Annotated in this window: 12 protein-coding genes; 11 read left to right on the top strand and 1 reads right to left on the bottom strand. The window is 38.5% G+C overall.

Annotated features, from left to right (window positions below):
- Window positions 1–53 precede the first annotated feature (53 nt).
- A complete protein-coding gene (locus tag H0Z36_RS07785; RefSeq protein WP_296865202.1) occupies window positions 54–833 on the top strand; it encodes a patatin-like phospholipase family protein in 780 nt (259 codons plus the stop codon).
- Here the strand turns inward: H0Z36_RS07785 and H0Z36_RS07780 are convergent.
- Window positions 830–2071 carry a nucleotidyltransferase gene (locus tag H0Z36_RS07780; protein ID WP_296865200.1) on the bottom strand — a complete coding sequence of 414 codons (1242 nt, stop codon included), beginning with the start codon at window positions 2069–2071 and terminating at the stop codon, window positions 830–832. The genes H0Z36_RS07785 and H0Z36_RS07780 overlap by 4 nt on opposite strands.
- Window positions 2072–2199: 128 nt before the next feature.
- Between H0Z36_RS07780 and pta the strand changes: the two genes are divergently transcribed.
- The 10 genes from pta to smc all read left to right on the top strand — a co-directional run bounded on the left by pta (window position 2200) and on the right by smc (window position 13228).
- A complete protein-coding gene (gene pta / locus H0Z36_RS07775) occupies window positions 2200–3192 on the top strand; it encodes a phosphate acetyltransferase (protein WP_296865198.1) in 993 nt (330 codons plus the stop codon).
- A 38-nt stretch (window positions 3193–3230) separates the two neighbouring features.
- The gene (locus H0Z36_RS07770; protein ID WP_296865196.1) at window positions 3231–4430 is read left to right on the top strand and encodes an acetate kinase; all 1200 of its coding nucleotides are present in this window, start codon (window positions 3231–3233) and stop codon (window positions 4428–4430) included.
- A 225-nt stretch (window positions 4431–4655) separates the two neighbouring features.
- Entirely contained in the window at window positions 4656–5159 is a 504-nt protein-coding gene (locus tag H0Z36_RS07765) for a DUF177 domain-containing protein (RefSeq protein ID WP_296865193.1), read from the top strand.
- Between the two features lie 17 nt (window positions 5160–5176).
- Complete coding sequence (rpmF, locus tag H0Z36_RS07760) at window positions 5177–5347, top strand: 50S ribosomal protein L32 (protein WP_296865191.1); 171 nt, start codon at window positions 5177–5179, stop codon at window positions 5345–5347.
- A 90-nt stretch (window positions 5348–5437) separates the two neighbouring features.
- Window positions 5438–6394 carry a phosphate acyltransferase PlsX gene (gene plsX / locus H0Z36_RS07755; protein WP_296865189.1) on the top strand — a complete coding sequence of 319 codons (957 nt, stop codon included), beginning with the start codon at window positions 5438–5440 and terminating at the stop codon, window positions 6392–6394.
- Window positions 6395–6417: 23 nt separating this feature from the next.
- On the top strand, window positions 6418–6666 hold the full coding sequence (locus tag H0Z36_RS07750; RefSeq protein ID WP_296865186.1) for an acyl carrier protein: 249 nt from the start codon (window positions 6418–6420) through the stop codon (window positions 6664–6666).
- Complete coding sequence (gene rnc / locus H0Z36_RS07745) at window positions 6659–7393, top strand: ribonuclease III (protein WP_296865184.1); 735 nt, start codon at window positions 6659–6661, stop codon at window positions 7391–7393. The genes H0Z36_RS07750 and rnc overlap by 8 nt, the downstream gene beginning before the upstream one ends.
- The gene (locus H0Z36_RS07740) at window positions 7390–8478 is read left to right on the top strand and encodes a radical SAM protein (protein WP_296865182.1); all 1089 of its coding nucleotides are present in this window, start codon (window positions 7390–7392) and stop codon (window positions 8476–8478) included. The genes rnc and H0Z36_RS07740 overlap by 4 nt, the downstream gene beginning before the upstream one ends.
- A 197-nt stretch (window positions 8479–8675) precedes the next feature.
- Complete coding sequence (locus tag H0Z36_RS07735; RefSeq protein ID WP_296865180.1) at window positions 8676–9647, top strand: biotin--[acetyl-CoA-carboxylase] ligase; 972 nt, start codon at window positions 8676–8678, stop codon at window positions 9645–9647.
- Window positions 9648–9658: 11 nt separating this feature from the next.
- Complete coding sequence (gene smc / locus H0Z36_RS07730; RefSeq protein WP_296865179.1) at window positions 9659–13228, top strand: chromosome segregation protein SMC; 3570 nt, start codon at window positions 9659–9661, stop codon at window positions 13226–13228.

Here is a 13228-nt window from a genome sequence, read left to right as displayed (position 1 = left end):
AGATTTGTTTGCTGATTAGAAACAAGCTTTAATTAAAATACGGGAGGAATTATATGGATAAATCTCCTAAAATAGGCCTGGTTTTAGGCGCAGGAAGTGCCAGAGGCTATGCTCATATAGGGGTTTTGCAGGTTTTAGAAGAGAATAACATTCCCTTTGATTTTATCGTAGGAAGCAGTATGGGGGCTATGATTGGAGGCATTTATGCATCCGGCACTGATCTGAGGATGCTGGAAAAAACGGTTTGCCAGATTGATACGAGTATTTTTTATGATATACATGTTCCGCGTTTGGGTTTTATGGCAGGTAAGCGGATTGTAGAAGTTTTAAGGCTTCTGACCAAGAAAAAGGATTTCAGCGAGCTTGCTATTCCTCTATCGGTAGTAGCGACTGATTTATTGTCAGGACAGAGGGTAGTTTTGGAAGAAGGAAGTGTAGCAGAAGCCATAAGGGCCAGCATATCTATTCCCGGTATTTTTAATCCGGTGAGGCGTGATGATATGGTTTTGGTAGATGGGGCGGTTATTGACCGGCTGCCGGTTGATGTAGCCCGGGAAAAAGGCGCTGATGTGGTTATTGCAGTTGATGTCACTTTTGGACCGGATAGACAGATAGAGATAAAAAATGCTCTGGATGTTATTTTGACTTCGCTTGATATTATGCAAAAGCTTCATTTTGATTTGTCTTCTTCTGAGGCGGATATTGTGCTTCAACCTAAAGTTGGAAGATTTTCTTCCCGCGATTTTGATAAAGCAGATGAGATTATCGCTTTGGGGCGCGAGGAAGCAAAGAAAAAATTGGAAATAATAAAAGAAAAAATTAAGATGATTTAAATTATTACCGGCGAAGTTGTAAAGTCCTGACCTCCTTTGCGAACATCTGTTGATGGATAAAGCAGACTGTATATATTACCGGCTTTGACATCAAGGCTTAACATCTCTCTTAAAACAGGGTTGGGATCTTTTTCTAATGCCTGTTTTACTTCGCTGCCACGGTTTATTATACGCAGGGACGAAGTTTTTTTTATTTTTTTGAGGAGTTTCTGTCCTGTTTCGGAAAAGCCTAATACCCTGATGTATTGGGGGCCATGTTCATCGAACAATTGGGCTTTATCATAAGTAAAGTCCAATAATGCGTAAAGAAGGCTGCGGTTTATGCGGGTCATGCTGTAGCGTTTAGTTTTTATGTTTTGACGCAGTTCTTCTATGTCAGAGCTTTTAAAAGCGGCATTGTAAAATCTTGCTTCCAGGCCTTCTTTTATTTCATATATCTGGCTTAATTTTTCTTCCGACATGGTGCGCAGCTTGAATAGGATGAGGGTCCCTAATTCTTCTTCAAATACAGGGGCATATCCTTTTTCTGTTTCTTCTGCTAATATTTTAAAACTTGTTGCGGGCAGGGCTTCTTTTATTGTTTCTATGTAAGTATTATTTTTAAGCGCATGACGTATAGCAGTGGCGCTGGATATTTTCCCCATTTTTATACTGTGATAGCCGCTGCCGGTACGCTTTATGACTATAGGATTTAAGGGGAGATTTTTTTCTTTTATATTGCGCAGGTATTCTACCCCTAGTATATCATTGGGATTTTTGATAAAATCTTTAGAGATTTTTTCTTCTGCCACATCCTCTAAAGCTCTTGCGCGTGCGGCAGGGAAATTAAAGCCTTTATCCAAGTAATGTTTAAGCTTTTTTTTAAATTCCGAGCTTTCTTCCAGCCAGTATTCGGCTAAGGTGTCAAGTTTCTGGAAGTCACCGCTTTCACTGCCAAAACCAATATGGGTTACTATTCCTGTTTTAGCTAAAAGCTGTGTTCCGCCGCTGGCAAAATAGTAGGCACTTCTTACTGCAAAGCAGAATGGCAGCTCGATTATTAAGTCAGCGCCTCCTTCTAATGCCATGCGGGCACGGGCCCATTTATTCAAAAGGGCCGGTTCGCCACGCTGCAGAAAGTTTCCGCTCATGGCACACACAATACCTTCAAAATTATGCTTTTTTTTGGCTTCTTCTAAAAGATAAAGATGTCCGTTGTGAAAAGGATTATATTCAGCAACTACGCCTAAAACTGACATTTTTCTACCTCGCTTGCAGTATTTATAGGTTATATAAATATTGCCACTAATTTCATTATTTATGATAAAATAAGTTGTGGAACATGTGTACATGTTTCGGTGAGGGCAAAATAAGGGAGGTTGAAGACATGAGTTTATTGGCTCAAATCAGAGAAAAGGCGGCTCAAAAACAGAAAACCATTGTTCTTCCTGAAGGTTTGGAAGAACGCACTTTACAGGCGATTAAGCCTATTGTTGACAACAAAATTGCCAGACCTATACTCTTGGGGGATGAAGGTGAAATTAGAGGTTTGGCCAGCAAGATCGGAGCTGATATTTCGGGCGCAGAAATTGTTAACCCTGTAAAAACACCTTATTTTGACGATTATGTTCAGGCATTCTATGAAATGCGCAAGAACAAAGGGGTAGACCTTGACAAGGCTAAAGAATCCATGCTTAATCCTTTATACTTTGCCTCTATGATGGTGAAAATGGGACAGGCTGATGGTGAGGTAGCAGGTGCTGAAAATACTACCGGAAATGTTCTGCGGCCAGCTCTGCAGATTATTAAAACCCAACCCGGCATTTCGGCTGTTTCTGGAGCATTTATTATGATTGTTCCTGACTGTGAATATGGTCATAATGGCATTTTTGTTTTTGCTGACTGTGCTGTAACTCCGGTTCCGACAGCTGAACAGCTGGCTGACTTTGCTAAAGCTTCAGTAAATACGGCCGTTGAGCTTTGTGATATTGACGATCCTAAGATTGGTATGCTTTCCTTCTCTACCAAGGGTAGCGCCAGCCATGAAGTAGTTGAAAAGGTTGCTAAGGCTACTGCCATTGCCAAGGAAAAATTCCCTGAGCTTAAGATTGACGGCGAACTGCAGGCTGATGCTGCTTTAGTTCCTAAGGTAGGTGCATCAAAAGCTCCCGGAAGTCCAGTGGCCGGTCAGTGCAACATTCTTATATTCCCTGATCTTCAGGCTGGAAATATTGGCTATAAGCTGGTTCAGAGACTGGCTAAGGCTGAAGCTATTGGACCTATTCTGCAGGGAATGGCTAAACCAGTTAATGACCTTTCACGCGGCTGCAGCGTAGAGGACATTGTCAATGTTGTAGCTATGACTGCAGTGAGAGCTTAAATTATGAAGTATGAATTTTTAAGGAGGTATATTTATAAATGAAGGTTTTAGTAGTTAATGCAGGCAGTTCATCTATAAAATATCAGGTTTTTGATATGACTAATGAAAATGTTTTAGCTAAGGGATTAGTTGACAGGGTAGGAATTCCCGGGACTACTCTGGAACACAAACCTGCTGGCAAGGATGAAGTAGTTATAAAGAGAGATTTGCCGGATCATACTGCAGGTATGAAATTGGTTTTAGAGGTTTTAACCAATGAAGAATATGGTGTAATAAAGAGCATGGATGAAATAGGAGCTGTAGGACACCGGGTTGTACATGGAGGAGAAAACTTCGCAGAATCAGTAGTTATTGATGACCATGTTAAAAAAGTCATTAAAGATTGCTTTGATATAGCTCCTTTACACAATCCGCCTAACTTGATGGGAATAGAGGCTTGTCAAGCTCTTATGCCAAATGTTCCTCATGTTGCAGTATTTGACACCGCTTTTCATCAGACGATGGATCCTGCAAATTTCTTATATGCACTTCCTTATGAAGTATATGAAAAATATCATGTAAGAAGATATGGATTCCATGGAACTTCTCACTATTATGTATCTCATAGGGCAGCTGAGATGCTGGGCAAACCTTATGAAGAATGTAAGATAGTAACTCTGCACCTGGGTAATGGTGCCAGCATGGCCGCTATAAAGAATGGTAGAGTAGTAGATACCAGTATGGGCTTTACTCCTCTTGAGGGATTAGTAATGGGGACCCGTTCTGGAGACATTGACCCTGCCATAGTATTTTTTCTTATGGAAAAATTGGGCATGAATACTCAGGAGGCTAATAACTACTTTAATAAAAAATGTGGTATGTTAGGGCTTTCCGGGGTATCCAATGACTTAAGGGATATATTAGAAGCTGCTAAATCTGGCAATGAAAGGGCTAAAATTGCTTTGGAAGTTTACTATAATCGTGTAAAAGGTTATATTGGAAATTATATTGCTAAGTTAAATGGCTGTGACTGTTTAGTATTTACCGCTGGCGTAGGCGAAAACGGCTATGATGTAAGAGAAAATATATGTAAAGATTTGGATTACCTAGGAATTAAGATAGATCCAGAAAAGAACAAGGTAAGAGGCAAAGAAGTAGATGTAGCCGCTGAAGATTCCAAGGTAAGAATTTTCGTTATTCCGACTAACGAAGAACTGGTTATAGCAAGAGATACTTACAGACTTGCTCAGGGAAAATAATAAAATTGAATAAATTTTAGCAGGGGATTCCCCTGCTTTATTTTTTGGTCTGATTTGCTGTTCTTATTTTTTTATGCTAGTATGTTACATAATATAAATTTACCGACTGATATTAATCCTGGATTAAAGCAGGTTTTAAAATTTTTTGTAATTGACCATGCTTTTATTGACAATAACCTTAACGGAAGACTATAATTATTCTGGTGTTTTTATGGGGTGTATGTTATGAAGCTGTATTTGAAAAATTTGAAGCAGAAAATAGCGGTAGCTGAAGAGTACAGTTTTAACGCCTGGTTAAGGGATGAAATTCTTTCTGATTTTAAAGGCAAGTTTTCTGCTCCAGCTGAAGTCTATTTGGAAGTAGAGAACACTGGGGAAATGTTTTTAGCTAAAGGGAAACTTAAAGCTAAAGTAATTCTCGAGTGTTCACGTTGCCTTAAGGAATCTGAGTTTCCGGTAGATATTGATTTATATTTTAATATTGTCGAAAAGGGTTTGCAAGGTGAATTTACTGAAGAAAATGTTGTTTTTTTTACGGGTGATGAAGTAGATATAACTACTTATTTAGAAGAAGAAGTTATGCTTTCATTGCCTCTTCAGCCGTTGTGTAAAGAAGATTGTCGGGGATTATGTCCTTTTTGTGGGGCTGATTTAAATACTGGAGCCTGCAGATGTCAGGAGCAAAATATTGATCCCAGGTGGGAAAAGTTAAAACAATTAATAAGATAGGGAAGGAGGTTTAACCCATGGGTGTACCTAAAAGAAAACAGTCACATTCCCGTAAAAATAAGCGGCGTTCTGAGTGGAGAAAGATAGAAAAGACCGCACTTGTTGAATGTCCTCAATGTCATGAACTTAAACTGCCTCACCGGGCTTGTTTGAATTGTGGATATTATAAAGGAAAAAATGTTATGTAATGATGCTTGATTTATACTGGTCAAAAAGTAAGTTGGGGTCTTTATATAAAGACTCAAGGCTTACTTTTTGTTTTTAAGGAGGATGTTAAAATGAAAATTGCAGTTGATGCCATGGGCGGAGATTATGCTCCCCGGGAAGTTGTGGCTGGTGCTGTTCTGTTTGCCCAGAAAGAAAAGACTAAAGTTGTTTTAGTAGGAAAAGAGGAAATTTTAAAGCAAGAACTTGCACAACATAATTATGAACCTGGCTTGGTGGAGATTGTCAATGCTACTGAAGTCATTGGAATGGATGAATCTCCTGCTACTGCACTGCGCAAAAAAAAGAATGCCTCAATAGTAGTAGCCACCAAGATGGTAAGAGAAGGGAAGGCTGATGCGGTTTTATCCTGTGGCAGTACAGGTGCGCAGATGGCAGCAGCTGTATTTATCTTGGGCCGGATGGAAAATATAGAAAGACCTCCGATTGCAACATTTATCCCGAATCAGGAAGGAAAAAATACGATTTTAATTGATGCGGGTGCCAATATAGATTGTCGGCCACGTCAGCTTGTACAGTTTGCCTTATTGGGAAAAGTTTACGCACAGGTGGTTATGGGGATAGAAAATCCACGGGTTGCTTTGCTTAATAACGGAGAAGAAGAAACTAAAGGCAGCAGTCTTTATGTTGAAGCTCACAATCTTCTCAAAGAAAATGAAGGCTTAAATTTTACAGGCAATATAGAGGGAAGATATATTTTTGATGCGAAAGCAGATGTTATTGTATGCGATGGTTTTACCGGTAATATAGTATTGAAAACTGTTGAAGGATTATCAGTTTTTCTGGCACGAAATGTCGTAAAAGAAATAGGAAAACTCCCCACATTTTTCAGTAAAATGGATTATACTAGTATAGGAGGGGCACCTCTTTTGGGAGTAAACGGAATCAGTATTGTGTGCCACGGCAGCTCTAACCGAGAGGCAGTTTATAACGGTTTATGTGTAGCCTGTGATTGTATAAAGAATGATATTGTAAGAAAGCAGGTGGAGGCTTTAACTTTTTTAAAGTAAGTCAGGACGGGAGGTAAGGAGATATGCAGGAATTTTTTGAGCTGGCAAGAAAATTTTTGGCTGAACAACTGGGAATTGAAGAAGACCTGATAACTATGGATACTGCTTTTGAAGAAATTAATGCAGACTCAATTGATATTGTAGAAATGATTATGGCTTTGGAAGATGTGTATGATATTGAGTTTCCGGAAGAAGATCTGGACAATTACCCTACCATGGGCTCTCTTGTAGCTGCTTTATATGATTATCTTCAGCAGGTGAAGCATGCCTAATACCCGGGATGCTGCCGCCAGATTTTTGAAAGATAACAACCTTAGCTTTAAAAATCCTGAGCTGATGTCCATGGCTTTAGCCCATCCATCCTATTCCCAGGAAAGAAATAACCGGGTTAACAATCAGCGTTTAGAGTTCCTGGGAGATGCAGTCTTGAATTTTATTGTAGCTGATTATATTTACAGACATTATAAAGATAAGCCAGAGGGAGATTTAACTAAGATAAGGGCTAAAGTAGTATGTGAGAAGTCTTTATTCAAAGTAGCTCAAAAACTTAATCTGGGTGAGTATCTTTTGCTAGGCAAAGGTGAAGAAATATCAGGCGGCAGGCAGAGAAAATCTATCCTTGCAGATGCAGTAGAAGCGGTTATAGGTGCTATATATTTGGATCAAGGCTGTGAAGCAGCCAGGGATTTTATTCTGCTGCATCTGGAAGATTGTATAAAAGAGAGTGCCAGTGGTGATTATTATGACTATAAGTCGCGCCTGCAGGAGATAGTGCAGGAACACACCAGTGAAAATGTTACTTACAGGATTATAAGTGAGAGCGGTCCTGCTCATAATAAGAGTTTTGTGGCAGGGGTATTTTTCCGGGGAGAGCTCATTGCAACGGGAGAAGGCGGCAGCAAAAAAGAAGCTGAGCAAAATGCGGCTGGGAAGGTTTTGGAGGATAATCTTATGTATGAGCTTATACTAAAAAAACTTAAAAAAGGAGAAGTAAATTGAGGCGACATGTTAATATACCTGTTTTTGTACCTCATTTAGGTTGCCCATTTAATTGTATATTCTGCAATCAGAAAAAAATAGCAGCTCCAAATGGGGTAGTTTCACCTGAAGAGGTCAGCCGCATAATCGATGAGCATTTAGCTACGGTTTCTGATGATGCAGTAGTTGAAGTTGCTTTTTTTGGTGGAAGCTTTACTGCTATTGAACAAGAATTGCAGGAAGCATATTTGGCAAGGGTGGCTCCTTACATTGAAAAAGGCAGAGTCAAATCAATACGGATATCTACCCGGCCGGATTTTATTAACCACGAAATTTTGAGTTTTTTAAAGTTCTGGCATGTTGAGACTATTGAGCTTGGAGTGCAGTCTTTATATGATGAGGTTTTAAAAGCATCGTGTCGTGGTTATAGGGTTTGCGATGTTTTTAAAGCCTGTCATCTTATAAAAGAATATGGTTTTAAGCTGGGTATTCAGCTTATGATTGGACTGCCGGAAGACACATATGAACGCTCGCAAGGGTCTGCCTGTATTGCAGCCCAATTAAAGCCGGATATGGTAAGAATATATCCTACTTTGGTTATATCCGGAACCCGTTTGGAAAAAATGCTTATTTCCGGGGAGTATCAGCCATTAGCTTTAGAGAAAGCAGTGGCAATATCTGCGGATATGTTTTTAATTTTTAATTATTACGACATAGAGGTCATCCGGATGGGACTGCAACCATCTGAAGAATTACGTTCAGAAGGGGTAGTAAGAGCAGGACCTTTTCATCCCGCTTTTGGCGAACTGGTAGAACAGGAAGTGTTCAGGAGACAAGGCGAAAAGCTGCTTTCTGAAGGTTTGAATTTATCTTATAAAGGAGAAGTTGTTTTTCTGGTTAATCCGCGAGATGTTTCCAAAATGGTGGGCTATAAGAGAGAAAATATAGATTTTTACCGAAAGGAGCTGGGGATAAAAGTTAAGGTAAAACCTTGTCCTTTAATTGATCCTGATGATATAGGGATGAGTTTTGATGGAGAAAGGATAGATAAGATTTTATCCAGGACAAGTTTTTTGCAAGATGTCCAGCGCATTTGTCATTCATAAAATGAGGTTTTACGATGAAAAAGGCTAAAGCAGTCTTAATACTTTAGCCTTTTTTTATGGAATAAGCCAGGATTTTACCTATGTTGTCGACTTTAAAAAAGAGGAGTTTTATGGTCTTTGTCAAATAAATCAACGATAATGCGGCAGATATTTCTTATAACTTGTGGCAGTTGATTTAAATTGAGGAGATAAGGGATATGCGAGAGAAGATTTTAAACGAACTTTATAGGCAGGAAGAGGGCTACATATCTGGCAGTGAAATGGCAGAAAGACTAGGTATAACCAGGGTAGCAGTATGGAAGCATATTGAGGCACTTAAGGCTGAAGGATATGATATTGAGGCAGTAAGCGGCAGAGGATATGTTTTAAAAAATAAAAAAGACGTGATTGTTCCGGCAGCTGTGAAAGAAGTTTTAAAGACTAGAATTTTCGGACGTAATATTATTTATTATAACTGCCTTGATTCAACTAATGAAGAAGCTAAGCGGATTTTGAAAAAGAATGAGATTGAAGAAGGAACTGTGATTACTGCTTTAAAACAAACATCAGGCAGAGGGAGGCTGCAGAGAAGATGGGAGTCCCCTGTCGGAGGACTTTGGTTTTCTTTAGTTCTGCATCCGATTTTATCGGTAAGTGAAATTGCGCTTTTATCGCTGGTGTTTGCTGCAGGTCTTTGTAATAGTTTGAGCAAGTTTCTGCCAGATGAATGTTATATAAAGTGGCCCAATGATGTTTATTATCAGGATAAGAAGATTGCCGGCATCCTTCTGGAATTAAATGGAGAAATTGATACGACTTACTATCTTATTGCAGGGATAGGCATAAATGTTAATCTCAGAGAAGAGGATTTGCCTTTAGCGGTAAGAGAAACAGCTACTTCGCTTTATATAGAGTCAGGAAGGGAACATGATATTAACCGAGTTTTAGCTGAAGTATTAGAGGGACTTGAGTCTTGCTATCTTCTTTTTTTGGAAAATGGTTTTGCCCCGATTTTAGATAAATTTAAAGATAGATGTATGCATTTAGGGAAAAAGGTAATGGTTAAAAGAGGAGAACGCGTGATAGAAGGAATAAATGAGGATATAGATTTGATGGGAAATATGCTTATCAATACTGGAAAAGAGATTATAAGGGTAAGTACAGGCGATGTGAGTATTATTGGACTTTAGGAGGAAAAGAAGTGTACCTTAAGAAGCTGGAGATGAAGGGGTTTAAATCTTTTGCCGATAATACCGAAATTTATTTCAAACCCGGAGTTAATATTATTGTAGGGCCTAATGGCTGTGGCAAAAGTAATCTGGTAGATGCTGTGCGCTGGGTTTTGGGAGAAGCCAATGTAAGGCAGCTCAGGGGGCAGAAAAGTGAGGATGTAATTTTTAATGGGACTGATAGGGCAAGGCCTCTCAGCATGGCTAGTGTAGAGCTTACCTTGGATAATGAGGATAATGTGCTGCCGCTGGATTTTAGCGAGATAACTGTAGGAAGAAAGATTTTCCGTTCCGGGGAAAGTGAGTTTTATATTAATAAGTCCAGAGTCCGGATGAAAGATGTAAATAAGCTTTTTACCGGAACTGGATTGGGCAAATGTGGATATTCTATAATAAGCCAGGGAGAATTGGAAAAGGTTTTGAATGGGCAGCCTTTAGACCGCAGGCTTTTACTGGAAGAGGCTTCAGGGGTAATAAAATACCGTCAGCAGATAAATGAAGTAAAAGCAAGAATAGAAGCTACCAGCAATGATTTGATTAGGCTTGACGATATATTGGGAGAAATTGTTCATCAAAAGGATGAGCTGGAACAGAAAGCAGCCCGAGCGGAGATTTATTTAAGGCTTACAGATGAATTTAATTTCTTTAAACATAAGGTAATGCTTTTTGAAATTGCCAGGATAAAGAATGAAATTGATAAAAACTGTAAAGCTTTGAAGGAAAAAAGAGAAAAGCTTAATAGCCTGAATTCAGTTGTAAAAGAAAAAGAGTTCGCCCTTAAAGGCTTGGAAGAGAAGCTGTTAAAAGAGCAGAAAGACCTGGAAAGTCTTAAAGAGCGTAAGTATCTTTTGGAATCAGATTTAAATGCGCTTAAAAGCACGATAGGTTTGAGCCAAGAAAAAATAAACAATAAAGAGGAGAGACTAAGATCTGCGAGAGAAGATAATATAAGATACAGCCAGATGATTACCAAGGTCAGAGAAGAAATAGAAAAAATAAACATTGACTGTCTGAAAAAAGAGAAAGAATATAATGAAAAACTGAGAAAATATCAGGAGTTAGAAGAAAAGCTGCAGATATTAGGCCAGGAGATCGAAGATAAGAGCTGGGAATTCGAGGTAAAAAAAGAACAGGTATTTAAAATTACTGAACAGGCAGCTTACGCCAGGAATAAATTTATCAAGACTGAAGAGAGGATTAAAAAAGTTAAAGAAAAGAAGGAAAGGCTTGATATAAAGTTAGAAGAGCTGTGTGAACGGATAAAAAAACAACATGAAGAAATTATGTTTTTAAAACAGAAAAAAGCTGAAAATGAAGAAGAAATTCCCAGGATGAAAGAAGAGTTGGAAACGATTTTGGCAGAAAAGAATGCGGTTTTGTCCCAAATAAGCCAGATAAATCAGAGGATAGATGATTTAAACCGCAAAAAAATGGAATTATCCCATAAAATAGCGTACATAGATGATATTCAAAAGAAGCTGGGAGGTTATTCTTCGGCTGTCCGGTTTATATTGAATGCTAAAAGTAAAATACCTGGTATATTAGGTGTATTAGGCGAATTAATCGAAGTCCCCCCTGGCATGGAAATTGCGTTTGATGCCGCAGCAGGTAGGGGATTGGAAAACATAGTAGTAGATAAAGCGGCAACTGCCGAAAGGGCTATTAGTTTGTTGAAACAGAGTAAAGCAGGAAGGGTAACCTTTTTACCCTTGGATATTTTAAAGGTGCAGAAGATACCAGATAGAATAGCAAAAGAACTGGAAAAAAGAGAAGGCGTTTTAGGAATAGCGTCAAGGTTAGTAAAATATGATCCGATTTATGAGAAAGCGGTAGAATATCTTTTAGGGCGGGTAGTAGTTGTAAATGAGGTAAAACAGGGTATTATTTTATTTAAGGTTTTTGATTTTCCTCTGCGCATAGTAACTTTGGAAGGGGAAATTATAAATCCCAGCGGTGCTATGACAGGGGGAAGCAAAAAGGAAGATGTCAAAACCCCCCTTTATTATAAAAGTGAAGCCAGAAAACTAGCTGAGGAAAAGAAAAATATTGAAATAGTGCTGGCTAAAGAGGATAAACTTTTGTTTAAATTTAAACGGGAACTTGAAGGATTGGAAAAGACTATAGCGGAACAAAAAAACAGGTTTTCAGAGATTAATTTTACCTATGAAATGCTTAAAAATAAGCTCTTTGACTTAGAAGAAGACATAAGCTCTTTGGAAAAAGAAAAACAGGCATTAGTCCGTGAACAAAGTATGATAGAACGGGAATTTTGTGAACTTGAACAGGAAATAAGTATTTTAGGAAGAGAACAGGAAGAAAAATATGGGGCCAGTGAAGAAATAGCTGCAGAACTAGATATTTTAAAGCAGGAACTGGAAGATAAAAAACGAGATTTTAAGGTGTACGATGAAAGGCTTTCTTCTTACAATGAGCAGATAAAAATGAAATTAAAAGAATTAGAAAACTTTAAACATAATATAAAGCAGTTTAAAGAGGTAGAGTCTTCTTACCGTCAGGCGGTAAGCGAAGCACAGGAGCTGGAGAAAAAACTTTTATTGGAAATAGAAGAAGAGAAAAAAAATCTTATCGAAACTAAGCGAAAATTGGATTATAATTTTAGCCAGCTTGATTCTGTAAACGGGGAAATTTCTAAGGTTCGAAAAAAAGAGGAAGCTTTAAAACAGCAGTTAGAAGAACTGCGCATGAGTATTGAGCCATTAAAATCTGATATTTTGAAGACAGATAATCAGATTAAAAATTTAGAGATTGCGCTTGCGCGTTTAGAAACCGAAAATGATAATGTTAGCCAAAAGTTTTTAGAAGATTTTAAATGCCCGCCTCCACAGGTTTTCCCCAAATTGCCTGCGGTTAAGGAAGTTAATGAATATAAGAAGAGAATGGAAATTTTAAGCAGAGAGATTGAAAAAATGGGACCGGTAGATGTTGAGGCAATAAAATCATATCAGGAAATAAAACAAAGATATGATTTTTTAATCCAGCAGTATGAAGACCTTAAAGAGGGGAAGGAATCGTTAGAAAAACTGCTTGAAGAAACGGAAAAACTGATGCACCGTGATTTTTCCCGGTTTTTGACTAAAGCAAGCGAAAGCTTCAGAAAAACTTTTATAGAGATTTTTGGGGGTGGAGAGGCACGGCTTAAACTTGAACCGGCTGAAGATGAACTGCAGTCAGGGGTAGAAATTGAGGTAAAAATGCCGGGGAAGAGAACTCAATCATTGAGCCTTCTTTCAGGAGGAGAAAGGGCGCTTACCTGCATAGCTTTTATTTTTGCACTTTTGCGCCTAAAACCGGCGCCTTTCTGCCTTTTAGATGAGATTGATGCAGCACTGGATGAAAGCAATCTTAACCGCTTTTCACGTTTTGTAAAAAAGATGTCTGATGAAATTCAATTTATTATAATAACACATCGTCAGGCTACTATTGAGTCAGGAGAAGTCATTTATGGAGTAACGATGCCGGAAAAAGGCGTTTCTTCAGTTTTAACTTTGACTATGGAGGATGTTGAAAGTATAGCAGGATAG

The sequence above is a fragment of the Thermosyntropha sp. genome (assembly GCF_017656155.1).
Classification (GTDB): domain Bacteria; phylum Bacillota; class Syntrophomonadia; order Syntrophomonadales; family Syntrophomonadaceae; genus Thermosyntropha.
The sequence above is the reverse complement of the archived record's forward strand: the minus strand, read 5'-3'. Positions and strand labels throughout refer to the sequence as shown.